The sequence below is a fragment of the Rheinheimera aquimaris genome (assembly GCF_020531985.1).
GTDB lineage: Bacteria > Pseudomonadota > Gammaproteobacteria > Enterobacterales > Alteromonadaceae > Alishewanella > Alishewanella aquimaris.
Genome location: NZ_JAJAVQ010000004.1, coordinates 529056 through 554811, shown reverse-complemented (window position 1 = coordinate 554811; position 25756 = coordinate 529056). Strand labels below are relative to the sequence as shown.

Here is a 25756-nt window from a genome sequence, read left to right as displayed (position 1 = left end):
AGCGTCCTTAGCGACTAACGGCTGGATAATATGGTGCAGTGGCCGACAAAACGGCAGTTGCCTTCTCTCCCGGCACCTGCCACGACAACAGCAATTTATGGCTGGCATCATATTCAGACAGGGCCAGGTAACTTAGCTGCCAGTTGTCCGGCTGCGGACAATCAACCTTTAGTGGCAGTAGTAAGTACAGATCGCGCTGCAGCCGTTGTAATTGCCATTCATTGCTGGCTAGTGCAGTAACCCGGCACGGCTGCTCTGCACTGTTAAATGCAAGATGCTGGTCAACATAGCGCTGTAACGCCAGCTCACTGTCCATCACTTGTTGCCAGCTAATCTGTTCATCATGTTCGCCGGGGATCAAACGGGCTTTAGCTAAATCGTGTAACGCAACTTTCCATAGCACAGCAGGCTGCCCGTTAAAAACTGAGACTTCCATATATGCGGTGCTGAAGGTATGCGCGATAGCGCTGCCAGGCATCAGCAATGCGGCTAACAGCTGACAGATTGCGGTGAGTCTCATCAATAAACTCCTTTTACGGCATTTTCGCTTAATGTCAGTAAGCGCAGATCATCCGGCTCTTTTGCAGTTTGGTAATTCACGGTAGCCCAATAAAGCGCTGCTTTTGCATCATGTTTGAGCCGTAAAAAATAGTGCACCAAATCTGCAGCATGATCGGCATCCCCTCTGGCAAGGCGTAACTCGATGCGCTCTGTCAACAGAGCATGATAAGCTCTGCCCGCTCCAAGCTGGCGCTCGGCTAACGTTAAGCGCAGTAATAAACCATCTGACAGACCATGCTGTTGATATGCATGTGACAGCCGCTGGTATACCGGCTTTGCATCATTCAGCTGCAGACTAAGGTCTGCCCATTTTAGCCATAAACTGGTCGGGGCATTTTGCAGTATGGGTGTTAGCCATTGCCGTGCATCAGAGACCTGTTGTAGCTGTTCTGCTTGCTCGGCTAATATTCCTCTTAACCAGATATCCAGCTCTGAAGTCAGCCGCTGACGTTGCCACAGTTCTTGCAGCGCAGCATAACTTTGTGTCCACTGACCACGACGCCCGGCCACTTCATAGCTGCACACAGAAAACAAAAAAAGATCCTGCTGCCACAGCCGGTGACAAGCCTGCTGTGCTAACGCTTGCTCATTCTGGGCCAGATAAATGCGCGCAGCCATCAGACTGGCTTGCTGATGATGCGGTGTTGCAGCAAATACTTTATTTAAACTTTGCATAGCCTGCGAAAACTGGTGCTGCTGTTGCTGTAAATCGGCCTGTAGCAGCAGATAACGAACCGAGCCTGTCTGGCTCACGGCGTGCAACAATTCATCCGCCTGGTGAAACCAGTCGTCATAACCCGGCTGCCTGGCCCCCTGAAGATACAACCCTGCCAGTTCAAGCCGCGTATTGTCTTCGGGATGACGCCCCAGTTGTGCCGATAACTGTTGCATTCTTGCGCTAAGGGGTAACACCGGTTGCAGTTGAAGTGTCGAATCTGATGCTGGTTTAAACGGCGCTGCGGCAACTGATAAACTCAGTAGGCACAGCATCGTTAAAGTGATACGGATAATACGCATAGCATACTCTTAAAAGTAAAAACGCAGAGCAGTAATACCGCTCTGCGTTTGGCAGGTTAAGGCCCGGTCAGAAGATCTGTGTAGTCTGAAGTGCTGGTCGCATCCTGCGTAAAATCGCGACCATTAACGCCCAGGGGCAAATCCTGTTCTGTTTGCGCAAAAGCAGCGCGGCTATAACTGAGAAACGACACTATCGCCACCGCAATATCCACAGTAACCTGCCCATTTGCGGTCAACTCGCCGTCCGATACCGCCACCATAAAGCTGTCACTACCGGTATACCCGCTGTCGGGTGTATAGGTAAAGCGGCCGTCTGCGCTTAACATCAAGCCACCATTTTGCGGCGGTGATGCCACGCTAAACGTCAGACTGTCGCCGTTAGTATCGCTGGCACTAATCCTATCCATTACCGGGACATCTGTTTCAGTGACAAAGTTGTTGGCCCCCAACTCTGGCGCGACGTTAGGCTGGTCAGAGTCGTTACATCCGCCCAGTAACACAGCCAAAACGAAAGCTGTACTTGCAGCTAATCTGTTCATGGTGTCCCCCTTAATTTGGTGAACCGGCAAGCGGTGTTAACAGGTAGGGAAAGCTGCTATTGAACATACTGGCATTGACCGGCGCGCCATCGGTAAACGGTACATTACCAACAGGCGCATCCTCTGGTGCGCAGTAACCTAAGTTAGTCGGCGTACCATTTACCGGAATGTCATGACACAAAGCCCCCATTACCACACGCAGTGCGATATCAACCACATCATCACCCGGACGCCGGCCATTTGGAAAACCTGCTAAATCATCTCCGGCAACACCAAAAGCTGACTGCATCTGCATCGGTTTAGCGGCGATAGCAGTGTTTAGCCGCAGCATTTCTGACGGTGTAACTGTAGCCAACTGGTTAACTCCCTCTACGCCGGTTAAAAAGGCATTAACTAAATCCAGCCGCGGGAAGTTCGATGGCGCCAGATCGGTAATATCGGTTCCCAATGTCGCATTTACCGCATCTTTGAACAGAATATTCAGCAATGCAGGTAAACTTGGATGTGTCACATAGTCAGCGAACTGCCCGTCATCTGCAGGCTGGCTGCTATTAAATTTATCTTTGTCAGCCAGGCCAATGACTAACTCATTAACCAAAGGGTTACTCAGACGGGACACCTGCACCAGCGCCCCGCCGTTTACTTCAGGCCGGCTCAGGCTGGCGTTTGGGTTTAAAATGCGCGCCTGTGGCAGACTGGCAGTAGTCCAGGCGCCTATCACGCCGTTACCGCTTCCTGTCAGGCAGGCTTTTGGCACTTCAATGGCCAGAGCCGTTACATTTTTAGTGGCCAAATCGTCATTGGCACTGCTTTGGGTAATGCCGCCGGGAAAACCCGCCCCATCGCCAGCACCCGGCGTGCTGTCGCCCTCAACCGGAACATAATTCACCAGATCGAAGGTTTCTCCCAGATTCACTACAAAGGGGTCTTTACGCTGACCAACAAAAACACGAGCTTTCGCATCGCAGCCAGGTATCGCAACGTTGTAGACATATTGATCAGCATAGGCCTGATAAGCGCTGGCGCTGTTGAAGGTTTTGTTACCCACATAATCGTAGGGTTTGGTGAAAGTTGTTGCGCCATCTGGCGACAGCATGGTACTGGCGGTACCGCTTTGTAACTCCAGGCTATAGTTTTCAATAAAATTAAGTGCTGTTGCATCGTCAGCACTTATCGCGCCGACATTTTTTAGCGGCACAGCGACCATTCTCTGATTGTCGGCAGGGCCTATTGGTAATTTTACGCCCATGCCCTCGTTGGCCAGCCTGCTGGAAAAGCGAAAGTTAAAACTGATGTCAGCCTTGGCATCACCATCATTGTCGATATGAATACTGTAAACAGCCTGGGGATCCATCGCAAAATAATTCGGCCCACCATAGGCGTCCTGCAACGGAATGTAATTAGCGATTAACGACACATAGTCTTCACGACCCGCTTCATAGCTATTGAACAGATAAAAATCAGTGGCATCCAGTGTCGGCATACGGGTGATGTTTGGCGCCTCACGATGGCTCGACGCCTGAACATCGATACTTAGTGCTGCCACGCCCAGCACCGAGCTAACGGCCAGAAAAAGCATTGTACGGTTCATTTCTGTTATCCTTCAGTTTAAGTTGCCACCAAGTAACGACTCACTGACTGAACCGGATGCACTAAAAGTAAAAATAAAAAAACCGCCGTAGCGGTTTTTTGTTTTCTTCAGCGTTAAAGCGTAACAATTTGCGCGGTAAACAACACCGGCCCGGTCGGTGCACCGGTTGCAGAACCGCCCCTTGGTTCCAGACTTACCGCTAACGCCGCGATCGCCAGGCCTTCAGCTGCCTGTGGCCAGGAGAGCTCGCGCTGACCTTGCTGCGGCAGCAACCCTAAAGATATTGGCGCCTGCCCATTTGCAGGCAGCATCCAAAGTTCATAATCATTAGCTGTTTCCGCCGCTACGGCGGGCGTAGCTTTTATCGTCAGCTTCTGCTGCGCTTTGCTAATTAACCACCAGGCTTTGGCATCGCTGCTTTGGATCATCGCAATATCTTGCTGTGGCATGCTGCTAAGCATCGGTTTTAGCATCACCGCTGCCAATGCGACAGAAGCAGCAAAAGCCAGGCCAAGCCAGACAGACCGGTATGAAACAGGTGGTGCACTAACCGTTGGCGCAACCCAGCCCAATCGCTGCTGGATACGTTGCCAAACAGCGGGATTTGGTGGTGTTGGTGGTAAGCCTTCGGCCAGCGGATTAAGATGCTGCTCCCAGCGCCATACGGTTTCGCGCACTGCCGGTCTGGCCATCATCAGCTGCTGAAAACGCCTGCGGGCGCCGCCACGCATGGCACCGAGAATAAAATCGACTGCCAGAGCGTCGAGTAGTTCCTGTTGCTGATACTTCATGCTTCCAGGCACCTCTTTAACTGCGTTAAACCTCGCCTAATCCAGCTTTTTACTGAGCCAAGCGGTGAGCCGGTATGGGCCGTAATTTCCTGATGGCTCAGCCCGTTAAAGTAAGCCAGCTGGATAGACTGCCGGTGCTCATCAGCTAACCCCTGCATACAGTCGTCCAGCTTAACCTTGTCCCGGACCAAGCCAATTGCCTCCCCCGGCTGTACCTCATCAGGTAATTCTTCACTTAAATCCAGATGTTCAGCTTTTACCCGACGGGATTTAAGCAAATCCAGTGCCCGGTACCGGGTAATACTAATCATCCAGCTCATCACGCTACCTTTTTCAGCATGATAATCACCCGCATTGTGCCAAATACGGACATAAGCGTCCTGCAACACATCTTCAGCCCAATCATTGCGCCGGAGTAAGTGCAGACTAACTGAAAAAAGCTTGCCTGATGTGGCCTGATACAACTGCTCAAACGCCTGTTTATTACCTTGTGCGGTCGCAAAGAGCCATTGCAGTAATTGTTGTTGTGACTGTTCCATGCTGTACCCTGTGATGATGTCCTAAACCTAATACGCCGGACTTGATGAGTTGGATGCAAACCAGCGCAGATTAATACAAATTTCACGTGTGTTTTTTTACCGCTAAGCTATCATCCGCTTCCTTTTTCCGGCGGCTCTTTTATGCTTAGCCAACGATATTGATGCAGAGAACGTTATGCGAATTTGTTTTCTAATGTACTCGTGGGACAAAGTTTACCCCGATGGCGACAGCACTATCCGGATGATCCACGAGGCAGTGAGTCGTGGCCATACGGTTGCTATTACGCATGCGACTAACCTGACGGTGCGCGACAGCATCGCGCAGGCGTTTTGCAAAGTGTTTGTCAAAGGGCAGAAAATCTCCAGTAATATTGCCAGTTTTTACCGCAATGCACAGTTTAACCAGCAGAAGCTGCCACTGGCGGCCTTTGACGCTATTTTTATCCGGCTGAACCCGCCGCTTGACCCCATTGTGCTGAACTTTCTGGACTCGGTGCGTGAAGACACCTTTATCATGAACGATTTAGATGGTGTTCGTATCGCTAACAATAAAATGTATACGGCATCTTTACATGATCCGGATAACGAATTTATTCCGGTGACGCATGTATCAAAAGATAAAGACTATCTGGCGCGGGTACTAGCTGAATCGCCAAATGATAAAATGGTATTGAAACCGTTGAACGGCTACGGCGGCAAAGGCGTTATTTTGCTGGAAAAATCTGCCGCACAAAGTGCCCGCTCACTGCTGGATTTTTATATCGGCGATCAGGAGCGTGGCAACTACGTGATTTTGCAGGAATACGTTGAAGGCGCCGAGCTTGGCGATATCCGTATTCTGATGCTCAACGGCAAAGCCATAGGTGCAATGCGCCGCATTCCGCCGCCGGACGACGTACGCTCCAATGTGCATGCTGGCGGCAGTGTAATCAAATATCAGCTGACCGAACGGGAAAAGCGGCTTTGCGCGCACATTGGCCCCAAGCTGGTACGTGACGGCTTATTTTTTGCCGGCATTGATGTGATCAACGGCAAACTGATTGAAGTGAATGTGATGAGCCCCGGCGGCATCGCCAGAATCAACCGGCTGAACGGTGTCAGATTGCAAGAAAAAGTAATTGATTTTATTGAACATATGGTTAGCACTAAATCGCATTTGTCACCGCGTAAGCAGGTGTTCAGACCCTTGCTGACCGAGGCTGAAGCGCTTAATTGAAAATTTTTATCGTCTTTGAAAAAATAATTCACTGTTTTTAACCGGTAAATCTCGGTAAATAGGCAAAAAAATCTGAGGTGCGCTTATGTCACAGGTAGAAAGCAACGAGTTTGAGTTGGAAGATTTATCAGAAGACAATGAAATTATAAAAGAACTATCGCCCAAGGACAGCAAGGCCAAACAGAAGCTTGAAGCCCGCCGGCGTATCGATGATTTACTGGAGCAAAAACGTTTGCGCCAGTTGCTGGATGACTGGGATCTGGAAGACGATGAAGCATAAAAACGGGCGCTTACAGCGCCCGTTTTTTTATCTACAACTCATGCGTACTTAGCCGCGGTATTTTTGCATCACCAGCGTGGCGTTGGTGCCACCAAAACCAAAGCTGTTAGACATTACCGTATTCAGTTCAGCTGCTTTAGCAGCAGTCACTATATTCAAGCCTTGCGCCGCTTCGTCCAGCTCGCCAATATTGATAGAAGGCGCAATAAAGTTATGCTTCATCATCAGCAGCGAGTATATAGCTTCATGCACACCGGCTGCACCCAGCGCATGGCCCGTCATAGCTTTGGTCGCACTGATAGCCGGTGATTTACCGGCAAACACCTGCTGAATAGCGCCCAGCTCTTTCACATCGCCAACAGGGGTACTGGTACCGTGGGTGTTTACATAGTCAACCTCTGCCGTTACCCCCTGCATCGCCATCTGCATACATCGCACGGCGCCTTCACCACTTGGGGCGACCATGTCATAACCGTCAGAGGTTGCACCATAACCCACAATCTCGGCATAAATGGTCGCACCGCGCGCCAGTGCATGCTCCAGCTCTTCAACCACCACCATACCGCCACCGCCACTGATGACAAAGCCATCACGGTTCGCATCATAAGTACGGGATGCAAGTTCAGGTGTGTCATTGTACTTGGTTGACAATGCGCCCATGGCGTCAAACTCCATTGCCAGCGTCCAGTGTACTTCTTCACCACCACCGGCAAAGATGACATCCTGCTTGCCAAGTTGGATCAGCTCTACCGCATGGCCGATACAGTGCGCACTGGTGGCACAAGCCGAGCTAATTGAATAATTCACGCCTTTAATTTTAAAGGGTGTTGCCAGACAGGCGGAACAGGTACTGGACATTGTCTTAGGTACCGCATAAGGGCCGACGCGTTTAACACCTTTCTCACGCAAAATATCAGCGGCTTCAACCTGTACTTTTGATGAAGCGCCACCAGACCCTGCTACCAGACCAATGCGCGGACTAGAGATTTGCTCTTCAGTAAAACCGGCGTCCTGCATCGCTTCCTGCATCGCAAGATACGCATAGGCAGCAGCATCACCCATAAAACGCATGGCTTTACGGTCAATCAGCTCTGCCGGATCCAGTTTGATATTACCCCACACCTGAGAGCGCAGTCCCAGCTCGGCAAACTCTTCAGAACGCGTAATACCGGAGCGTCCAGCCTTTAACGACGCCAGCACTTCGTCTTTATTATTGCCGATACTGGAAACAATACCAATACCTGTGATTACTGCTCTTTTCATGCTAACTCCCACAGACCGGGCCACTGCCGGTACCTTTAAAATAATACTGTGCGTCATTGTACGGACTTTGTGACCGAAAGTGGTCAGCTTTCAGCGCACACTTGTACTCTGTTTCCAATTCTGCGGTAGCTTAAGGTAAACTACAAGCCGAATTTTGTTGTGGATCCGCAGTCTATGTCCGAGCTTAGCAACGCTAAAATACACTTTAATGAACAAGGTACGCCGGTAGCTTCTGACTTTGACGATGTCTATTTTTCTAATGACGGCGGTATGGCAGAAACGGATTACGTATTTCTGCTGCACAATGGTTTACCACAGCGCTGGCAAAACCATACCGGCAGTGCCTTTCATATTATTGAAACCGGTTTTGGCACAGGCGCTAACTTTCTTCTGACCTGGCAACGTTTTCGCCAGCACCGGCAGCAGTTCCCTGCTGCGACCTGCCAGCGCCTGTATTTCAGCAGCTTTGAGAAGTTCCCGTTAAGCTTAAATGATCTGACCCGCGCACTGGCTATACACACTGAACTGTCAGAGCTGTGCCAGCTATTGCTGGCAGCCTACCCGTTGCCATTAAGTGGTTGTCACCGAATGAGTTTTGACAACGGCAGTGTCATACTGGATTTGTGGCTTGGTGATGTAAACACCTTACTGCCAGAGATTAACAGCCGCGCTGATGCGATTTATCTTGATGGTTTTGCGCCAAGCAAAAACCCAGACATGTGGCAACCTGAGTTATTTACCAATTTAGCCAGACTCAGCTACAGCGGCACCACTGTTGCTACTTTCACTTCTGCCGGCCTCGTCAAGCGAGGCTTGCAACAAGCGGGATTTACTGTGGCCAAAGTAAAAGGCTTTGGCCGAAAACGCGAAATGTTAACCGCCCGGATGGAGTTATCTGCTGCGCTAGCCGAGCCTGAAACGCTGGAAGTGACGATTATCGGCGGTGGCATAGCCTCAATGTGCACTGCTCTGGCGCTGATCCAACGAGGTATTGCAGTACACCTGATTTGCGAAGATGACAACATCGCAGCCCAAGCTTCGCAAAACCGCCAGGGCGCGGTTTACCCTAACCTGCATGCTAACCTGACACCGGAAAGCCAGCTCCATGCGCTGGCCTTTTTATATGCCAGACAGTTTTACCAGCGCTGGCACAACGCAGGGCTTAATTTTGCGATGGACTGGTGTGGGTTATTGCATCTGGCTACCAACGAGCAGTTGCAGCAGCGCCAGCAAAAGCTAATCGATAAAGCGCTGTGGCCAGAGTCGCTTGTCAGGGCGGCAACTGCAAACCAGGCTTCAGTGATAGCCGGGTTACCCGTTAACCATAGTGGCATCTACTATCCATTGGCTGGCTGGCTCAGTCCGCAGCAGTTTTGTCAGCAGGCATTGTATTTTCTGCAGCAGCAAGCCGAGTTCCGCGTTAGCCTGAACTGCCATGTTGCCGCGCTCACCCGCCAACAAGACGCCTGGCTCCTCACAACCAACACAGGCGAAATCAGCGCAACAAAATTAGTGCTGGCATGCGGCAGTAAACTGGCAAGTTTTGACCAGAGTAAAGTACTACCTCTGAATAAAATCCGTGGCCAGGTCAGCCATATAAAACAGGCTGCAATGGCGCCCCTTAAAACCGTACTTTGCCATAAAGGCTACATCACACCACAGTGGCAGGGGCTGCATTGTATCGGCGCTACTTTTGACCGCTTATCAACAGAATCAGTAATAACAGAGCAGGACGATCAGGAAAACCTGCAACTGGCACAGGCTCAGCTACAGCATCCAGAGTGGCTTGAAGACACTGAAATTACCGGTGCTGCAGCAGCATTCAGGGCAACCCTGCCAGATCATTTGCCGGTTGTCGGCACGGTAACAGACCAGCCAGGGCTTTATTTGTTTGGCGCTTTAGGTGCCAGAGGCATTATGCTGTCACCATTGCTGGCTGAATTACTGGCTTGCCAAATTTGTGCAGAACCTCTACCGTTAAATCTGTCACTTATTAACAGGCTAAGCGCAAACCGGTTCTAGCCTGGCGCTGTTGTTGCGTTTACAGAGACGAATATGAGCCAAACAAAACAAATACTGATTGCCGAAGACGATAACTTTATGCGCACTTTGCTTGAAGCTCAGTGTCGAAACCTTGGTATGCAAACTAAAGCGGTGCCTGATGGTGCAGAAGCCGTCACCGAAGCATTAAGTTATCAGTATGACATCCTGCTGATGGACATTCAGATGCCGGTGTGTGACGGTCTCACTGCAATGCACATGTTAAGGCGGCTTGGCTACGACAGGCCCATTTTTGCGATGTCTGCCGACGACATTGCAGACAGCGGTTTTAATCAGGTGCTCCCTAAGCCGGTTGATATTCAGCTGCTGGCGGATCTGCTGCAACAAACCCCGCAACACAAATCCGTGGCTTTAGTACTGGATACCGAACTGATTACACTGTTTTATCAGAACCTGCGGCAATTAAGCGTCGAGTTTGATAATGCGTTAACTGCAGGACAACGTGAAACCCTGCGCCAGATCTGCCACAAAATTAAAGGCGGAGCCGCCAGCTTTGGTGAGGCAACCCTCGCTGAACTGGCTGACAAACTGCAGCAGCAGTTGCTTTCAGACGCCCCGATGGATGAACTAAAACACAGTTGTCAGTATTTTGCTGAATTTATTCAGCAGTTTGGAGACCGTAATGCGTGAACCAAAGATTTTACTGGTTGACGATGTAGACTACAGCCGGCAACTGCTACGTAACAACATCATGGCATTGACCAGCAGTAAGCTGTTAAAGCACACTACATTCAGCTTTTTTAACGCGCATAATGCATCATCAGCGCTGACAATTTTTAATGTTCAACCGCCAGATTTGGTTTTTCTCGATATTGAACTGCCGGACAGCTCTGGTCTGGAGCTGCTGAAAAAGTTTAAGCAAGAACGCCCGGAGTGCTTTGTTGCGATGATCAGTGGCTTTAGCACACTGGAAAATGTGCAACAAAGCATAGCTGCCGGCGCCGCGACCTTTATCGTTAAACCCTTTAGTGGCGATAAAATACTGTCTGCGATGCGTTTATTTGAAAAACGTACTCAGCCACAGCCTGTGCAGCTCAATACAGTATAATCTTGCGGCGCGCTGGAAAAAAATTTGTTAAGGTAGATAAAACAAAACAAATTAAAATAAGGAAATATCATGCGCTTAGTGGCTTTTCTGAGTGTAGCTTTTATCCTTTTCGGCTTTTCAGCTAAAAGCTACGGCAATGACTTTTATCAAATCCCGGTCCCGACCGATGCACGGGAGTTTGCCCGTCTGGATAACAAAATGCCGGCTGTACTGAGCTTTTTCAGCCAGCAAAGTGAATCGGCCTTGCGTGACTATTATATCCAGCAGCTTGGTCAACCTGATATGACCCAGCAGCATTATGGTCGCGAGCAATTGTACTTTACGGTAAGCGGCAACCGCGTACGGATCCTGATTTCAAACAGAGATGACTGGCGCCAAGTTGATATTATGATACAAAACTGAGCCAGTTACCGGCTCAGGGTTTAGTCAGCTGCAAAACCACCCGGCGGTTCTTTTTGCGCTCTATCGCCGTATCATTCGGCGCAACGTGCCGCCGTTCGCCAAAGCCTTCGACCTGTACCCGCTCTTCACTCAGCCCTGCTGCCACAAAAAAGCTTTTCACTTTCTCCGCCCGCTTCACAGACAATTGCTCGTTCATCCAGCGGCCGCCATAACTGTCGGTGTAGCCTTGAATTTCAACAAAGTCTATTTCGGGATCATATTTCAGGTATTCCGCGATCTGAGCAAGCCTTCGCTCAGACTCGCGGGTTAGCTGATCGCCACCACTTTCATAACTTAGCACGGTAAATGCAATATCATCAAAACTGTAAGGCAGAAGCTTAGACACGCAGACATTAAACTTCTGATAGGTAGATAGAAATTGCACAGGATTCATCGCTGCAACCACTTTATCGTATGGGCTGTACCAATCGCTGAAATAGAATGTCGGGCTAAAGCCATGCTCTAATTCGGTCAGTAATGTCCAGGCCGTTTTCTTTGGTAACTCGCCGTTATATTGCTTCAGCAGCTGCATGCTGGCGACGGCCTTAGCAGGCTCGCCCGGGCGCCAGGACGGCGGCACAGACAGCACTTCAGCCAGCGCATAACTGTCTGGCAAACGTAGCATCTGCAATTCAAAATCCAGATTCAGCCCTTTGCTGGCCACACTGCGAAATACTGCCTGACCAAATTGCGGTATTTCATGCTGTAACTGGCATTCTAGCGGCGAGTTTTTACTTAACAGCCAGTTGGACTGCTCGATCGCGGCAGAATATTGACGCAATTGTGGCTGTGACAGCGCCACAGTAGATGTTATCAGCGCACTAAGCGCTATAAAGGTTCGCATAATCCGGCTTCTCATTACACTAAACAACTCTTTGTCATTCCTGTCATAAGCTAGCAAGCACTGTGCCGCAACAAGACGCTGACACATTTTTTTGGCATAATAGCCGCTGATTTATTAAATGGCGATGTTATGACACAACCTAGTTCTCTACTTGCACAACGTTTTCGCGGCTACTACCCGGTAGTTATCGACGTGGAGACGGCAGGCTTTAATGCAAAAACCGATGCGCTATTGGAAATCGCAGCCACGTTGCTGGGTATGAATGACAACGGTGAACTTATCCCACAACAAACACTGCACTTTCATGTACAGCCATTTGAAGGTGCAAATCTGGATGCAAGCTCACTGGCATTTAACGGTATCGACCCGTTTAATCCTTTGCGTGCAGCTGTAACAGAACGCGAAGCCATTACCGAAATTTGTAAAGCGGTGCGTAAAGCACAGAAAGACGCAGGGTGCCAGCGTAGTGTTATCGTGGCGCACAATGCCGCTTTTGATCAGAGCTTTTTTAATGCAGCAGTAGAACGGCTTAATTTCAAACGCTCGCCATTTCATGCCTTTGTATCCTTTGATACCACCAGTTTGTCAGCACTGGCGCTGGGCCAAACAGTGTTGGCTAAAGCCTGCCAGACAGCTGGCATAGCCTTTGATAACAAAGAAGCGCACAGTGCCTTGTATGATACCGAACGCACAGCAGAACTATTTTGTTATATCGTTAACCGCTGGCAGCAGTTGGGAGGATGGCCATTGGCTAATTTGCCGTGTGCCGGGGCCGAAGACGACAATCCAGAGACACTGGATGCAGTGTAGCCATGTCTGCTGATCCGATAAAAAAAGCCACATTATAGTGGCTTTTTCTATGGGTGAGTGCGTTATTCTGCCGCAGTGTCTGTTTTGTGTTTGGCAGCGGTTTCTTTGATTAAGGGTTGTAACTCTCCGCGTTGAAACATTTCCAACACGATGTCACAACCACCTATCAGCTCGCCTTCTACCCATAACTGTGGGAACGTTGGCCAGTTTGCATACTTTGGCAACTCAGCACGAATATCCGGATTCTGCAAAATATCAACATAAGCAAACTGCTCACCACAGGCGATGAGAGCCTGCGACGCTTGCGCGGAAAAACCACAGCTCGGAAACTTCGGCGAGCCTTTCATAAATAGCAGAATCGGATTTTCAGCAATTTGCTGCTTAATTTTATCTAATGTTTCCATCACTACCTCACAACATAAGCATTTTCAGACTGGCAGATATTTTACGCTGTTATGCAACTTCTGGCACTTGAGATCCAGGAAAAAATCCCCATCTCCATCGCAACGACCCGGCGCTCTGCTCAATACAACTCAACTACACCGAGACAGGCCGTCACCACCACTGTAAAACTTGAGTATTTTAGTCAGGTTTTGTAGTCTACGCTATGCAGACAACATAAACAACGTCAATGGAGAACAACTATGGCCTTTGAATTACCAGCTTTACCTTATGCAAAAGACGCGTTAGCACCTCACATTTCTGCTGAAACGCTGGAATACCACTACGGTAAACACCACAATACCTATGTTGTAAAATTAAACGGCCTGATTGAAGGTACACCTTTTGCAAGCAAGTCTCTGGAAGAGATTGTCCGCACGTCTGAAGGCGGCATCTTTAACAACGCAGCTCAGGTGTGGAACCATACTTTTTACTGGCACTGTCTGTCACCAAATGGCGGCGGTGAACCAACAGGCGCTTTAGCCGATGCCATCAACGCCAAGTGGGGCTCTTTCTCTGCATTTAAAACGGCCTTCAACGACAAAGCCGTAAACAACTTCGGCTCAAGCTGGACCTGGTTAGTGAAAAAATCTGATGGTAGCCTGGACATTGTTAACACCAGCAACGCTGCAACCCCATTAACTGACAAAGATCTGACACCAGTCATGACTGTCGATTTGTGGGAGCACGCTTACTACATTGATTACCGTAATGCGCGCCCTTCATACCTCGAAGCGTTCTGGGCATTAGTAAACTGGAAGTTCGCCAGCGAGAACTTCAGCAAGTAATATATCCCCTGTATAAACCCGGCAACCGCCGGGTTTTTTGTCAGTATAGCTTTACAACTAAGCCCGCCACCGCAATAAAACCATTTCGCCCCCTCTAACGTAGCTGAAAAAGAAAATTGTAGATATTTCTGTCAATTAGTCAGGCGGGAATGCGCTTTACTGTCTAACCTTAGAGGAACAGCTTGGCTGCTACCCTTATCTGATGTTTACAAAGCTGGAGGTGCGTATGAGTATTTTTGAGCACTACAAATCTCGTTATGAGGCTGCAAAAGAAGAAGAATATACCATCCAGGAATTCCTGGCTTTATGCAAAAGTGACAAGAGTTGTTACGCCAGCGCTGCTGAGCGTCTTTTACTGGCGATTGGCCAGCCTGAGCTGATTGACACCGCTCAGGATCCCAAGTTAAGCCGGTTATTTTCAAACAGAGTCATAGCCCGCTATCCGGCATTTTCGGAATTTTATGGTATGGAAGATGCCATCGAACAGATAGTGTCGTACCTGAAACATTCCGCTCAGGGCCTGGAAGAGCGCAAACAGATTTTATACCTGCTCGGTCCGGTCGGTGGCGGTAAATCTTCACTGGCCGAAAAACTAAAACATTTAATGCAACAGGTGCCTATTTACTATTTAAAAGGTTCGCCTGTGTATGACCATCCGCTATGCCTGTTTGATGTGAACGAAGACGGCAATATCCTGCAACAGGAGTATGGCATTCCCAAACGTTATCTGCGTAACATTATGTCGCCCTGGGCCAGTAAGCGTCTGCACGAATTTAATGGCGACATCAGCCAGTTCAGAGTCGTAAAAAAATACCCTTCTATTTTGGATCAACTGGCTATTGCGAAAACCGAGCCGGGTGATGAAAACAACCAGGACATTGCGTCACTGGTTGGTAAAGTCGACATCCGCAAATTGGAACATTTTGCCCAAAACGACCCTGATGCATATAGCTACTCCGGCGCCCTGTGCCGTGCCAATCAGGGCTTGATGGAATTTGTCGAGATGTTCAAAGCGCCTATTAAAGTGCTGCATCCGCTGCTTACAGCTACCCAGGAGGGTAACTATAACGGAACCGAAGGTTTGGCCGCATTGCCTTTTGACGGTATTATTCTGGCGCACAGTAACGAATCAGAATGGCAGACATTCAGAAACAATAAAAACAATGAAGCCTTCCTTGACCGGGTATATATCGTAAAAGTGCCTTACTGCCTGCGCGTGAGTGAGGAAATGCGCATTTATCAGAAACTGCTCGAACACAGTGAGCTCAATACCGCGCCCTGCTCACCGGGAACGCTTATTTCACTGGCTCAGTTTGCCGTGCTATCCCGGCTTAAAGCGCCGGATAATTCCAGTATCTACTCGAAAATGCGTGTATATGATGGCGAAAGCCTTAAAGATACCGATCCTAAAGCAAAATCTTATCAGGAATACCGCGATTATGCCGGTGTAGACGAAGGGATGACTGGCCTGTCCACCCGCTTTGCGTTCAAGATCCTGTCACGGGTATTTAATTTCGACAGCACTGAAGTTGCCGCTAACCCGGTGCATTTGTTCTACGTGCTGGAGCAACAGATAGAACGCGAACAATTCCCGGCCGATGTAGCAGAGCGTTACCTGGAGCATTTAAAAGGTTACTTAATTCCCAAATACATCGAGTTTATTGGCAAGGAAATTCAGACCGCGTATCTGGAATCCTATTCTGAATACGGCCAGAACATTTTTGACCGCTACGTGATTTATGCCGATTTTTGGATCCAGGATCAGGAATACCGTGACCCGGAAACCGGTCAGTTGTTTGACCGCGCTGCACTGAATGCCGAGCTGGAAAAAATTGAGAAACCCGCAGGCATAAGTAACCCGAAAGACTTTCGCAATGAAATCGTTAACTTTGTGCTGCGGGCAAAAGCAAAAAACAATGGCAAAAACCCCACCTGGACCAGCTATGAAAAATTACGTACTGTCATTGAGAAGAAAATGTTCTCCAGTACAGAAGAGCTGCTACCGGTAATTTCTTTTAACGCCAAGACGTCGACTGATGACCAGAAGAAACACGATGATTTCGTCAACCGGATGATGGAAAAGGGTTATACCCGCAAACAGGTAAGATTGCTGTCTGAGTGGTATCTGCGTGTTCGTAAGTCGCAGTAACGCAGCTTGGCCGGAGGCAGTATGGCACACTTCATAGACAGACGGTTGAACGGTAAGAATAAAAGCGCGGTGAACCGCCAGCGCTTTATTCGCCGCTATAAGCAACAGATAAAAAAAGCGGTGTCCGATGCAATCAGTAACCGCAGTGTTACCGATATCAGTAGCGGCGAAAGCGTGACGATACCGAGTAAAGATATCAGTGAGCCGCTTTTCCATCAGGGTAAAGGGGGACGGCGACAAATCGTGCATCCCGGCAATGATCAGTTCAGCCAGGGTGACAGAATAAAACGCCCTCAGGGTGGCGCTGGTGGCGGTTCAGGCCAGGGCGACGCCAGTGCAGATGGCGAAGGCACAGACGACTTTGTCTTTTCCATCTCAAAGGATGAGTATCTGGATTTACTGTTTGAAGATCTGGAGCTGCCCAACCTGAAAAAAAACCAGCTGGATAAACTGGTACAGTACAAAACCGTCAGAGCCGGTTATCGCTCTGAAGGTGTGCCCAGTAATATAGACATTGTCCGTTCACTTCGAGGATCACTGGCACGCCGCGTTGCGATGACAGCAGACAAAAAAGCCCGTTTACGTGAGTTGGAACAGCAACTTGCCGCCATTGAACGTGAGCCGGTACCGGACCAGCATCAATTGCGTTTACTGCTTGAGGAAATAGACGTAGTAAAACACCGCATAGCTGCTGTGCCTTTTATTGATAGCTTTGACCTGCGGTTTCGTAACTTTCAGAAACGGCCAGAACCTACCAGTAAAGCCGTTATGTTCTGTCTGATGGATGTGTCTGGTTCTATGGATCAGGCCACCAAAGATATGGCCAAGCGCTTTTACATTTTGCTGTATTTGTTTTTGAGCAGAAGCTACAAAAATGTCGAAGTAGTATATATACGTCATCATACGCAAGCGAAAGAAGTGGATGAACAAGAGTTCTTTTATTCACAGGAAACCGGCGGCACCATTGTCTCCAGCGCAATCAAATTGATGTACGAAATAGTACAGGAACGGTACAACCCGGTAGAGTGGAATATATATGCCGCTCAGGCATCAGATGGTGACAACTGGACCGATGACAGCGCCCCTTGTGCAGAAATGCTGGCCACGAAGCTACTACCGCTACTGCGCTACTACGCCTATATAGAAATTACGCCCAGAGCCCATCAGAGCTTGTGGCAGGAGTATGAAAAACTGCTGCCGGTGTACGATAACTTCGCTATTCAGCATATTCAGGATGTCAGCGATATTTACCCTGTGTTTCGCGAATTATTCAAAAAACAGGCAGCGTGAATACTTCTACCGGTTGCAGTGAGGATTGATATGGCCAAAGCAAAACTAAAAGCAGTTCAATGTTTACCTGACGGCCCGGACTGGACCTTTGACCTGCTGGATGCCTACCATCAGGAGATCGCCAGAGTCGCTGAACTGTACCATCTGGACAATTACCCCAATCAAATCGAGGTAATAACCGCTGAGCAAATGATGGATGCGTACTCCAGCGTTGGCATGCCGCTTGGTTACCATCATTGGTCTTATGGTAAAAAGTTTATTCAGACAGAGCAAAATTACAAACGTGGTTACATGGGCCTGGCGTACGAGATTGTGATTAACTCCAACCCGTGTATTGCCTACCTGATGGAGGAAAATACCATAACAATGCAAGCGCTGGTGATGGCGCATGCCTGTTATGGCCACAATTCGTTTTTTAAGAACAACTACCTGTTCAAAACTTGGACTGACGCCGGGTCAATTATTGATTACCTGCTATTTGCCAAACACTATATCAGCCAATGTGAAGAGAAATATGGCATAGCCGAAGTAGAAGATATGCTCGACTCCTGCCATGCGCTAATGAACTATGGCGTAGACCGCTACAAGCGACCGCAAAAAATATCACTTGATGAAGAGCAGAAACGGCAGCAAGAGCGTGAAAGTTACCTGCAATCTCAGGTAAACGATCTGTGGCGCACTATACCGGTAAAAAGTGCCCAGACCACAGAATCTATCGCTCGATTTCCGGCTGAACCGCAGGAAAATATCCTGTACTTTATCGAAAAAAATGCGCCTCTGCTAAAGCCCTGGCAGCGTGAAATTGTGCGAATTGTGCGGAAAATCTCGCAGTATTTTTATCCCCAGAAACAAACCCAGGTAATGAATGAAGGCTGGGCTACGTTCTGGCACTACACTATCCTGCAGCATCTATATGATGAAGGTAAAGTAAGTGACCGTTTTATTCTCGAGGTACTGCACAGCCACACCAATGTGGTGGCACAGCCCGACTACAACAGTAAGTACTATTCCGGCATCAACCCCTATGCGCTGGGCTTTGCCATGTTTACCGATATCCGCCGCATATGTGAGCATCCTACCGCAGAAGATAAAGAATGGTTTCCCGATCTTGCCGGCAGTAACTGGCTGGAGACTCTGCATTTTGCCATGCAGAATTTCAAAGATGAGAGCTTTATCAGTCAGTATCTGTCACCCAAAGTGATCCGCGATTTTCATTTATTTGCCATTGTTGACGATGATGAAGCGGCCAGCCTGGAAGTGGCCGCCATTCATAATGCAGAGGGTTACTTAAAAATCCGGCAGATGTTGTCGCAACAATATAATCTCAGTCAACTGGAGCCGAATATTCAGGTCTATAATGTCGACTTTAATGGCGACCGTTCGCTGACACTGCGATATGTGCCTCAAAACCGAATACCTCTGGCGCAAAGCCAGCAACAGGTGTTAAAACACCTGCACAGATTATGGGGCTTCACGGTGTATCTGGAACAATTAAATGACGATGGCAGTACTGAGCTACTTGCCAGCTGTCCTGAGCAAGGCGCGCTGTGATGCTATTCATCGGCGTGATAGCGTGTCACCTGATTACGGCCATTGGCTTTGGAACGGTAAAGCGCTTTATCTGACGCTTCTATCCATTGCCGGTGTTCCTTCATTTCAGAGCTGTATTGGGCAATGCCCAGACTCAGTGTCACTTTTATCTTATGTTCATTGTAATTAATCAACATAGCTTCAACGGATTGCCGTAACCTCTCAGCCAGCACAGCAGCATCATCAAGAGCAGTATCAACTAATAGCACCGCATATTCTTCGCCACCATAACGCCCGGCGATATCAGTTGCGCGCAGTGTCTGGCGCACCGCATCTGCAATCGCCTGAATCACAACATCACCGGCAGCATGACCGTAGGTATCGTTAATGCGTTTAAAATGGTCAATATCACACATCAGTAAAGTACTGGTATGGGAATAGCGCTGTAACCGTTTAAACTCCTGGATCAGGTTTTCTTCCCAATGCCCCCGGTTAAACAGTTGGGTTAAAAAATCAGTTTTTGTCAGCTGCTTCAGGCGGCCGTTCATCGATTCCAGCTCGATACGGCTGACGGCAACGTCCGTCACATCATAAATAATAAAACACAAGTGGGTGACCTGGCCGCGCGCATCTGACAACGGAAAAATAGTGCTGTTCTGATACATATATTCAGCACTACCGGTAATAGGACGGTAGTTACGAAACTTAAAAATATAAGGCCGTTGTTCCCAAATGGTGAAAGCGCGATTTTTCAGCAAAATCACCGGATCACACTTACGTCTTAGCCAGTCTTCATCAATCTCAGAGAATAAATCAAACAGATAACGGTCACGAACCTGACGCGGCGTTAATCCGCTGTGATTCTCCATAAAGCCGTTCCACACCTGAATACGATAATCACAGTTCAGAACCACCAAACCTACGTCCACCGTCTGAAACATATCCATCAGCCAATGAACTTCTGATACATCTACCTGAGCTTGTGACATCCTTACTCCTCCAGCAGAAACGCAACTTTATAATTCAGTGTTTTCAGGCTGTCCTCGGTAAACAGTAACAGCAAATCACAGCTAATATTATAGTTTTCAATACCATAGCTAAGTTCAATTGCCAGCGTTTTACGCCAGCGTCTGGCATTGGCTTTAATCAGTTCACTTACCGTAGCATGCTGCCCCAGCACAACCGGATGCCCCTGGCTAAAGCTCATATCAATTTGCTCAGCTAAGCCTTTGAGCACGGCGCCAATCAGGATATTGGCAATATCCATCAATAACTCAAGCTCAATTTTTACCGTTAACTCCCCCTGATAGTTCATCAGACGGGCTATATCTTTAAAGCTTGAGTCCGTGAGGATCAGTAAAGCTTCGCCAGAGACGCCACCACCAATAAAACCCTGACACACCGCAGACGTTGTAGTTTCATGTTCCACCGACGCCAAAGCCATGTGTAACTCACTGACTTCAATTAAATTGACGTTTGGAATGGGTAACTTAACGAACACATTGAGCAAGCGTGCTAATAGATCACCTGCTTGTCCCATAGCCACATTGGTTAGCTCTTGCAGCACATCACGCATCTCGGCGCTAAGCTCTGCCGACGCTGTTGGTGCTACCCTCTTTTGTTCAGCTTCGGGCAATGGAGGGGTTCTGACCGCGTGTAGCTGCATCAGCTGCTGTAATTTTGCACTGTCTACCGGTTTACGGATAAAATCCAGCGCCCCCAGACTTTTCACCCGTTCGAACGCTTCAGGCTGAACATCACCGGACACTACAACAACATTCAAATCCAGCTGTCGATTTCGCAGCTCTTGTAGCACCTGATAACCGTCCATCACCGGCATATTCAGATCCAAAAACAGCCAGTCAATACGCTGCTTTAACAGCGTATCTAAGGCTTCGGCGCCGTGGCCGGCAAAAAACAGGTTAGCTTGCCACTCCTGTGGTAATATTCTGGCCAGCTGTTTACGGGCCAGGTTAGAGTCATCACAAATTAGTACCGCTGTTGTCATCGGCATCTCACTTCATAGAGGCTTGATTTCAGTCTAGACTGAAATCACTGGTTCGGGCGTAAACAGCAAAAAATATGTTGTGTTCCAGCGTATTACTTTTAGTGCATTCAATCTTAACAGGAGCTGTATCATGTCAGCGTTCACACGTCTCTATACTACCACTGTTCTGGCTGCTGCTTTAACAAGCTTCAGTTTTACTGTCTCTGCTGTAGATTTACAAGCCCGTTTACCGGAACGATTGAGCCTGGTAAAAGCAGGTGAGCAACATGTTGTCCTGCTTGGGAATAAAATTAGTGCAGGTGCCAAAGCGCCGGCTTTCAAAGTTGTTGACGGTAGTTTTAAAACAGTCACGCTGGCTGACTTCAAAGGTAAAACCGTCATGATCAGTGTAGTGCCCAGTATAGATACTGGCATTTGCTCATTGCAAACCAAGCGCTTTAACGCTGAAATTGCCGCTTTACCACAGAATGTTGTGCTACTGACAATCAGTACCGATTTACCTTTTGCACAGAAACGTTATTGCCAGCAAGAGCAAATAGATAAAATGCTGGTACTGTCCGACGCTGTCTGGCGGGATTTTGGCAGTAATTATGGTTTACTTATCAAAGATATGGGCCTTCTTGCACGCGCTGTTTTGATCATTGACGAAAAAGGTAAACTGGCATATCAGCAACTTGTACCAGAACTGGCGCAGGAGCCCGACTATACCGCAGCACTGGAAGCTTTAAAAACACTGACCAATAAAAGTTGATATAAAAAACTTGTTTTCACCGCTTGAAAATTTTCAGACCAGCCTTATTAACTAGTCAGGTGGCCGGATACGGCACCTGGCAGCAACCGGTATAGTGCCGGTTAAGTTAACAGCCCGTTCAACCGAAGGGCAACAAAACACCTTTTTGCTAATGAGGAATTGGTTATGACAAATATTGATTTAACTCCATTTTACCGCTCTTTTATCGGCTTCGATCACCTGGCTAATTTAATGGATGCCGCTGCACGCAATGAAAAGCAGCCTGCATACCCTCCTTACAATATCGAAGTCACCGGTGAAGATCAGTACCGTATTACAATGGCTGTGGCCGGTTTTGATGAGCAGGAGCTGAGCATCGAAACTGAACACAATACTTTACTGGTAAAAGGCCAGAAAGCAGGCAAAGACGAAGGTCGCCGCTTTGTTCACCAAGGCATCGCTGAACGAAACTTTGAACGTAAGTTCCAACTATCAGACTACATTAAAGTAACCGGTGCCCATATGGCGCATGGTCTGTTGCACATTGAGCTGTTGCGGGAAGTGCCTGAAGCACTAAAGCCGCGTAAAATCAGCATTGGCAGCAGTGCAGCTCAGACCGGGGCGCAATTGTTAAATGCAGAGAAAGTCGCCTGAGGTTTAATTTCTTCCTAAGAAAAAGCCCTGAAGTATCAGGGCTTTTTTTTCTAATCTTTTGATCTGTCTAACTTAGCAGACTAACCAGCTCACTGGTTACCGCGTCAACTGCCTTAGTACCATCAATATGGTGATAACGGGTGTTACCGGCTTCGGCCTCTGCACGATAGTAGCCAACTAAAGGTTCAGTTTGTTCATGGTAGATAGCTAAGCGCTTACGCACGGTTTCTTCAACATCATCAGGCCTGATAACAAGCTCTTCGCCAGTAACGTCATCCTTACCTTCAGCTTTTGGCGGGTTATAGCGGATATGATATACGCGGCCTGATGCAGGGTGAACACGACGCCCACTCATACGCTCAACAATTACTTCATCCGGCACATCAAATTCAATAACGTGATCAATCACTATGCCTTTTTCTTTCATTGCATCAGCTTGCGGAATAGTGCGCGGAAAGCCGTCAAGCAAAAAGCCTTTGCTGCAATCAGGTTGGGCGATACGCTCTTTCACCAGTCCGATAATAATATCATCTGATACCAGCTGCCCGGCATCCATTACCTGCTTCGCAGCTAAACCAAGCTCGGTACCGGCTTTAATTGCAGCCCGCAGCATATCACCGGTAGAAATTTGTGGAATGCCATATTTACTCATCAGAAACTGAGCCTGAGTTCCTTTACCGGCACCCGGGGCACCCAACAAAATTATGCGCATAGCAACACCCTCATGTCTTGGGATTGATCCATTAATAATAAAGGCAGGATCTTTACACAATGTGATGCCTGAAACAAGAAATTTGTCTGTCAGCGTTAACTGGTCTGGCTATTTCACTGGTCTTTAGTCTTACAGCTATTAAAAGACAGCATTCACTGTAGTTTTTGCTGTCAAAGCAGTAAAAAACGCAGTTAAATACAACGAGAAGCCTTCTGTATATCGACTAAAGTTGTAAATCTTCATATGCAGTCCCTGACAGTATGCCATTCAGGGATTTCCAACTACATTAGCCAGATACATGCTTACCAGAACGATACTGTTGCGATTTTGTAGGCTTCAATATTTACCATCAGGCATGCCTAGGTAACCCCAAAGAGCATTATGACGGGCGTAGGCGATTGAACAGATTAAGAAAGTAAAACTGATAAAAAACAATAAACTGCAGTGATTGCCTTGAACTCAGGCACAGCAGAGCTGTGCCTGATTAAACAACTTACTTAGCCAGTGATAATAACAGGCCATTTAAACGTGCGACAAAACTTGCCGGATCCTTTAAGTTGCCGCGCTCCGCCAGTAGAGCCTGATCAAGCAAGACTTCAGCCCACTGTTTAAAGCGCTCTTCATCCTGCTCTTCTGCTACGTGTTTTACCAGCTGATGTTCAGGGTTAAGCTCAAAAATAGGCTTTACATCAGGTACTTTCTGCCCGACTGACTCCATCAGTTTGATCATCTGGGTACTCATATCAAACTCGTCAGTTACCACACAGGCCGGGCTCTCCGTTAAACGATGGCTGACCTTCACATCTTTCACCTGGTCGCCAAGCGCGGTTTTGAAACGGCTTATTACATCAGCAAACGCCTGCTCTGTCTCAGCCTGAGCTTTCTTCGTCTCTTCGTCGTCCAGCTTGGATAAATCCAGCCCACCTTTTGCCACAGAGCGCAGTTTTTTACCATCAAACTCGGACAGGTGCTGAACCAGCCATTCGTCGATACGATCAGATAACAGCAGTACCTCAAGGCCTTTTTTCTTCAGAACTTCTAAGTGAGGGCTATGCTTCGCTGCAGCATAGCTGTCGGCTACGATGTAATAAATCTCATCCTGTCCCTCTTTCATCCGGCTGACATAATCTGCCAGTGCAACATTTTGTGTACTGTCATCGTTATGGGTTGAAGCAAAGCGCAGTAAAGCGGCTACCTGCTCTTTGTTCGCCATATCTTCGGCCGGGCCTTCTTTCAGTACCTGACCAAACTCATTCCAGAATGTCTGATATTGCTCACTGTCTTTACTCAGTTTCTCCAGCATTTTAAGCGCACGGCTGGTACAACCCTTACGCAATGCCTGAGTGACTTTAGTGTCCTGTAAAATTTCACGCGATACGTTCAGTGGCAGATCACTTGAATCCAGTAAGCCTTTGATAAAACGTAAATAACTAGGCATGAACTGCTCAGCATCGTCCATGATAAACACACGCTGTACGTATAGCTTTAAGCCATGCTGTGCATCACGGTTCCACATATCAAAAGGTGCTTTTTTCGGCACATACAACAAGCTGGTATAGTTATTGTTACCTTCAACCTTGTTGTGGCTCCAGCTTAGCGGCTCGCTCCAGTCGTGCGAGATGTGCTTATAAAACTCTTGATACTCTTCATCGCTGATATCAGACTTATCCCGGGTCCAAAGCGCAGTGGCCTTATTTACCGCCTGCCAGTGGCCAGGCACAGCAGCAATTTTCTCACCATCGGCGCCATCACGTTCAGGCTGCTCTTCCTGCCAAAGCTCTACCGGAATACTGATATGGTCAGAATATTTGGTAACGATACTTTCTACTTTCCAGCGGCTTAAAAACTCGTCTTCACCTTCACGCAGGTGCAGCACTATGTCTGTACCACGGCTATCTTTACTGATAGGCGTAATGCTGTAATCGCCCTCACCGGCAGATTCCCATTCAATCGCTTCATTCGCCGCGGCGCCGGCTTTGCGGGTGCGCACCGTTACTTTATCAGCCACAATAAAGGCAGAGTAAAAACCCACACCAAACTGACCAATTAATTTAGAGTCTTTGCTTTGGTCGCCAGACAATTGTGAGAAGAACTCTTTGGTACCTGATTTTGCAATGGTGCCCAGGTGGCTGATAACTTCATCCTGGGTCATACCAATACCGTTATCGCTAACCGTTAACGTACGGGCTTTTTCATCCAGGCTTATACGTACGCGCAGCTCGCCATCATCGCCGTACAAGCTGCCGTCAGACAGCGCCAGAAAGCGCAATTTGTCTGCAGCGTCAGAGGCATTCGATACCAGCTCGCGCAGGAAAATTTCTTTATTGGAATACAGTGAATGGATCATCAGCTGCAGCAGCTGTTTCACTTCGGCCTGAAAGCCGTGTGTTTGTTTCTGGCCGGCTGAAGTGGCTGTAGTATCACTCATTGTGCTAATCCTCGAACATCAAAGT

26 protein-coding genes are annotated in these 25756 nt (G+C 48.2%); 13 read left to right on the top strand and 13 right to left on the bottom strand.

Features of this window, described 5'->3' with window-relative positions:
• Window positions 1–7: 7 nt before the first annotated feature.
• The 6 genes from LHL18_RS15105 to LHL18_RS15080 form a co-directional block, all read right to left on the bottom strand.
• Window positions 8–520: a hypothetical protein gene (locus LHL18_RS15105; RefSeq protein WP_226767662.1), complete on the bottom strand. Its 513-nt coding sequence runs from the start codon at window positions 518–520 to the stop codon at window positions 8–10.
• Window positions 520–1578, bottom strand: a complete 1059-nt coding sequence (locus LHL18_RS15100; protein ID WP_226767661.1) for a tetratricopeptide repeat protein — start codon at window positions 1576–1578, stop codon at window positions 520–522. The genes LHL18_RS15105 and LHL18_RS15100 overlap by 1 nt, the downstream gene beginning before the upstream one ends.
• A 56-nt stretch (window positions 1579–1634) precedes the next feature.
• Window positions 1635–2117, bottom strand: coding sequence for an Ig-like domain-containing protein (locus LHL18_RS15095; protein ID WP_226767660.1), 483 nt, complete (start codon window positions 2115–2117; stop codon window positions 1635–1637).
• A gap of 10 nt (window positions 2118–2127) precedes the next feature.
• Window positions 2128–3708, bottom strand: coding sequence for a DUF4331 domain-containing protein (locus LHL18_RS15090; RefSeq protein ID WP_226767659.1), 1581 nt, complete (start codon window positions 3706–3708; stop codon window positions 2128–2130).
• Between the two features lie 113 nt (window positions 3709–3821).
• Entirely contained in the window at window positions 3822–4499 is a 678-nt protein-coding gene (locus LHL18_RS15085) for an anti-sigma factor (RefSeq protein WP_226767658.1), read from the bottom strand.
• Window positions 4496–5038: a sigma-70 family RNA polymerase sigma factor gene (locus LHL18_RS15080; RefSeq protein ID WP_226767657.1), complete on the bottom strand. Its 543-nt coding sequence runs from the start codon at window positions 5036–5038 to the stop codon at window positions 4496–4498. Before LHL18_RS15080 ends, LHL18_RS15085 begins: the two co-directional genes overlap by 4 nt.
• Before the next feature lie 175 nt (window positions 5039–5213).
• Between LHL18_RS15080 and LHL18_RS15075 the strand changes: the two genes are divergently transcribed.
• A complete protein-coding gene (locus LHL18_RS15075) occupies window positions 5214–6254 on the top strand; it encodes a glutathione synthetase (protein ID WP_226767656.1) in 1041 nt (346 codons plus the stop codon).
• A gap of 85 nt (window positions 6255–6339) precedes the next feature.
• Window positions 6340–6534 (top strand): PA3496 family putative envelope integrity protein, encoded by a 195-nt coding sequence (locus LHL18_RS15070; RefSeq protein ID WP_134057028.1) that lies wholly within the window; start codon window positions 6340–6342, stop codon window positions 6532–6534.
• Between the two features lie 48 nt (window positions 6535–6582).
• Here LHL18_RS15070 and fabB read toward each other — a convergent pair whose 3' ends face one another.
• A complete protein-coding gene (gene fabB, locus LHL18_RS15065; protein WP_226767655.1) occupies window positions 6583–7797 on the bottom strand; it encodes a beta-ketoacyl-ACP synthase I in 1215 nt (404 codons plus the stop codon).
• A gap of 174 nt (window positions 7798–7971) precedes the next feature.
• Between fabB and mnmC the strand changes: the two genes are divergently transcribed.
• The 4 genes from mnmC (at window position 7972) to LHL18_RS15045 (ending at window position 11308) form a co-directional block, all read left to right on the top strand.
• Window positions 7972–9819, top strand: a complete 1848-nt coding sequence (gene mnmC, locus LHL18_RS15060; RefSeq protein WP_226767654.1) for a bifunctional tRNA (5-methylaminomethyl-2-thiouridine)(34)-methyltransferase MnmD/FAD-dependent 5-carboxymethylaminomethyl-2-thiouridine(34) oxidoreductase MnmC — start codon at window positions 7972–7974, stop codon at window positions 9817–9819.
• Window positions 9820–9852: 33 nt separating this feature from the next.
• The gene (locus LHL18_RS15055) at window positions 9853–10488 is read left to right on the top strand and encodes a response regulator (protein ID WP_226767653.1); all 636 of its coding nucleotides are present in this window, start codon (window positions 9853–9855) and stop codon (window positions 10486–10488) included.
• Window positions 10481–10906, top strand: coding sequence for a response regulator (locus LHL18_RS15050; protein WP_226767652.1), 426 nt, complete (start codon window positions 10481–10483; stop codon window positions 10904–10906). The genes LHL18_RS15055 and LHL18_RS15050 overlap by 8 nt, the downstream gene beginning before the upstream one ends.
• Window positions 10907–10975: 69 nt before the next feature.
• Window positions 10976–11308, top strand: a complete 333-nt coding sequence (locus tag LHL18_RS15045; RefSeq protein WP_226767651.1) for a hypothetical protein — start codon at window positions 10976–10978, stop codon at window positions 11306–11308.
• 13 nt (window positions 11309–11321) lie between these two features.
• On the opposite strand, the gene LHL18_RS15040 is transcribed toward LHL18_RS15045, so the two are convergent.
• The gene (locus LHL18_RS15040; protein WP_226767650.1) at window positions 11322–12191 is read right to left on the bottom strand and encodes a flagellar protein MotY; all 870 of its coding nucleotides are present in this window, start codon (window positions 12189–12191) and stop codon (window positions 11322–11324) included.
• Between the two features lie 129 nt (window positions 12192–12320).
• On the opposite strand from LHL18_RS15040, the gene rnt reads away from it, so the two are divergent.
• On the top strand, window positions 12321–13001 hold the full coding sequence (gene rnt / locus LHL18_RS15035) for a ribonuclease T (RefSeq protein WP_134057040.1): 681 nt from the start codon (window positions 12321–12323) through the stop codon (window positions 12999–13001).
• A 62-nt stretch (window positions 13002–13063) separates the two neighbouring features.
• Here rnt and LHL18_RS15030 read toward each other — a convergent pair whose 3' ends face one another.
• Entirely contained in the window at window positions 13064–13405 is a 342-nt protein-coding gene (locus tag LHL18_RS15030; protein WP_134057042.1) for a Grx4 family monothiol glutaredoxin, read from the bottom strand.
• Between the two features lie 240 nt (window positions 13406–13645).
• Here LHL18_RS15030 and sodB point away from each other — a divergent pair, with 240 nt between their 5' ends.
• The 4 genes from sodB to LHL18_RS15010 all read left to right on the top strand — a co-directional run bounded on the left by sodB (window position 13646) and on the right by LHL18_RS15010 (window position 19220).
• Window positions 13646–14230: a superoxide dismutase [Fe] gene (gene sodB / locus LHL18_RS15025; RefSeq protein ID WP_226767649.1), complete on the top strand. Its 585-nt coding sequence runs from the start codon at window positions 13646–13648 to the stop codon at window positions 14228–14230.
• 226 nt (window positions 14231–14456) lie between these two features.
• Window positions 14457–16379, top strand: coding sequence for a PrkA family serine protein kinase (locus tag LHL18_RS15020; protein ID WP_134057046.1), 1923 nt, complete (start codon window positions 14457–14459; stop codon window positions 16377–16379).
• Between the two features lie 21 nt (window positions 16380–16400).
• Window positions 16401–17669: a YeaH/YhbH family protein gene (locus tag LHL18_RS15015; protein WP_134057048.1), complete on the top strand. Its 1269-nt coding sequence runs from the start codon at window positions 16401–16403 to the stop codon at window positions 17667–17669.
• A gap of 30 nt (window positions 17670–17699) precedes the next feature.
• Window positions 17700–19220, top strand: coding sequence for a SpoVR family protein (locus tag LHL18_RS15010; protein ID WP_226767648.1), 1521 nt, complete (start codon window positions 17700–17702; stop codon window positions 19218–19220).
• A gap of 2 nt (window positions 19221–19222) precedes the next feature.
• On the opposite strand, the gene LHL18_RS15005 is transcribed toward LHL18_RS15010, so the two are convergent.
• Both LHL18_RS15005 and LHL18_RS15000 read right to left on the bottom strand, forming a co-directional pair.
• Window positions 19223–20188, bottom strand: a complete 966-nt coding sequence (locus LHL18_RS15005) for a sensor domain-containing diguanylate cyclase (RefSeq protein ID WP_134057052.1) — start codon at window positions 20186–20188, stop codon at window positions 19223–19225.
• 2 nt (window positions 20189–20190) lie between these two features.
• Window positions 20191–21207, bottom strand: a complete 1017-nt coding sequence (locus LHL18_RS15000) for a response regulator (protein ID WP_226767647.1) — start codon at window positions 21205–21207, stop codon at window positions 20191–20193.
• A 130-nt stretch (window positions 21208–21337) separates the two neighbouring features.
• Between LHL18_RS15000 and tpx the strand changes: the two genes are divergently transcribed.
• Together tpx and LHL18_RS14990 are read left to right on the top strand one after the other, a co-directional pair.
• Window positions 21338–21958: a thiol peroxidase gene (tpx, locus tag LHL18_RS14995; protein WP_226767646.1), complete on the top strand. Its 621-nt coding sequence runs from the start codon at window positions 21338–21340 to the stop codon at window positions 21956–21958.
• A 165-nt stretch (window positions 21959–22123) separates the two neighbouring features.
• The gene (locus LHL18_RS14990) at window positions 22124–22591 is read left to right on the top strand and encodes an Hsp20 family protein (RefSeq protein ID WP_226767645.1); all 468 of its coding nucleotides are present in this window, start codon (window positions 22124–22126) and stop codon (window positions 22589–22591) included.
• 67 nt (window positions 22592–22658) lie between these two features.
• Here the strand turns inward: LHL18_RS14990 and adk are convergent, their stop codons facing one another.
• Together adk and htpG are read right to left on the bottom strand one after the other, a co-directional pair.
• Window positions 22659–23303 carry an adenylate kinase gene (adk, locus tag LHL18_RS14985; RefSeq protein WP_134057060.1) on the bottom strand — a complete coding sequence of 215 codons (645 nt, stop codon included), beginning with the start codon at window positions 23301–23303 and terminating at the stop codon, window positions 22659–22661.
• A 493-nt stretch (window positions 23304–23796) separates the two neighbouring features.
• Window positions 23797–25731 carry a molecular chaperone HtpG gene (htpG, locus tag LHL18_RS14980; RefSeq protein ID WP_226767644.1) on the bottom strand — a complete coding sequence of 645 codons (1935 nt, stop codon included), beginning with the start codon at window positions 25729–25731 and terminating at the stop codon, window positions 23797–23799.
• Between the last annotated feature and the right edge of the window lie 25 nt (window positions 25732–25756).

Coding starts and splice junctions, on each gene's coding strand:
- LHL18_RS15020 (WP_134057046.1), top strand. CDS start 14,457: ATGAGTATTTTTGAGCACTACAAATCTCGTTATGAGGCTGCAAAAGAA.
- LHL18_RS15050 (WP_226767652.1), top strand. CDS start 10,481: ATGCGTGAACCAAAGATTTTACTGGTTGACGATGTAGACTACAGCCGG.
- htpG (WP_226767644.1), bottom strand. CDS start 25,731: ATGAGTGATACTACAGCCACTTCAGCCGGCCAGAAACAAACACACGGC.
- LHL18_RS15100 (WP_226767661.1), bottom strand. CDS start 1,578: ATGCGTATTATCCGTATCACTTTAACGATGCTGTGCCTACTGAGTTTA.
- LHL18_RS15005 (WP_134057052.1), bottom strand. CDS start 20,188: ATGTCACAAGCTCAGGTAGATGTATCAGAAGTTCATTGGCTGATGGAT.
- LHL18_RS15055 (WP_226767653.1), top strand. CDS start 9,853: ATGAGCCAAACAAAACAAATACTGATTGCCGAAGACGATAACTTTATG.
- LHL18_RS15095 (WP_226767660.1), bottom strand. CDS start 2,117: ATGAACAGATTAGCTGCAAGTACAGCTTTCGTTTTGGCTGTGTTACTG.
- LHL18_RS15045 (WP_226767651.1), top strand. CDS start 10,976: ATGCGCTTAGTGGCTTTTCTGAGTGTAGCTTTTATCCTTTTCGGCTTT.
- LHL18_RS15030 (WP_134057042.1), bottom strand. CDS start 13,405: ATGGAAACATTAGATAAAATTAAGCAGCAAATTGCTGAAAATCCGATT.
- LHL18_RS15010 (WP_226767648.1), top strand. CDS start 17,700: ATGGCCAAAGCAAAACTAAAAGCAGTTCAATGTTTACCTGACGGCCCG.
- LHL18_RS15040 (WP_226767650.1), bottom strand. CDS start 12,191: ATGCGAACCTTTATAGCGCTTAGTGCGCTGATAACATCTACTGTGGCG.
- LHL18_RS14990 (WP_226767645.1), top strand. CDS start 22,124: ATGACAAATATTGATTTAACTCCATTTTACCGCTCTTTTATCGGCTTC.
- LHL18_RS15090 (WP_226767659.1), bottom strand. CDS start 3,708: ATGAACCGTACAATGCTTTTTCTGGCCGTTAGCTCGGTGCTGGGCGTG.
- LHL18_RS15075 (WP_226767656.1), top strand. CDS start 5,214: ATGCGAATTTGTTTTCTAATGTACTCGTGGGACAAAGTTTACCCCGAT.
- fabB (WP_226767655.1), bottom strand. CDS start 7,797: ATGAAAAGAGCAGTAATCACAGGTATTGGTATTGTTTCCAGTATCGGC.
- rnt (WP_134057040.1), top strand. CDS start 12,321: ATGACACAACCTAGTTCTCTACTTGCACAACGTTTTCGCGGCTACTAC.
- mnmC (WP_226767654.1), top strand. CDS start 7,972: ATGTCCGAGCTTAGCAACGCTAAAATACACTTTAATGAACAAGGTACG.
- LHL18_RS15085 (WP_226767658.1), bottom strand. CDS start 4,499: ATGAAGTATCAGCAACAGGAACTACTCGACGCTCTGGCAGTCGATTTT.
- LHL18_RS15080 (WP_226767657.1), bottom strand. CDS start 5,038: ATGGAACAGTCACAACAACAATTACTGCAATGGCTCTTTGCGACCGCA.
- LHL18_RS15015 (WP_134057048.1), top strand. CDS start 16,401: ATGGCACACTTCATAGACAGACGGTTGAACGGTAAGAATAAAAGCGCG.
- tpx (WP_226767646.1), top strand. CDS start 21,338: ATGTCAGCGTTCACACGTCTCTATACTACCACTGTTCTGGCTGCTGCT.
- LHL18_RS15070 (WP_134057028.1), top strand. CDS start 6,340: ATGTCACAGGTAGAAAGCAACGAGTTTGAGTTGGAAGATTTATCAGAA.
- adk (WP_134057060.1), bottom strand. CDS start 23,303: ATGCGCATAATTTTGTTGGGTGCCCCGGGTGCCGGTAAAGGAACTCAG.
- LHL18_RS15105 (WP_226767662.1), bottom strand. CDS start 520: ATGAGACTCACCGCAATCTGTCAGCTGTTAGCCGCATTGCTGATGCCT.
- sodB (WP_226767649.1), top strand. CDS start 13,646: ATGGCCTTTGAATTACCAGCTTTACCTTATGCAAAAGACGCGTTAGCA.
- LHL18_RS15000 (WP_226767647.1), bottom strand. CDS start 21,207: ATGACAACAGCGGTACTAATTTGTGATGACTCTAACCTGGCCCGTAAA.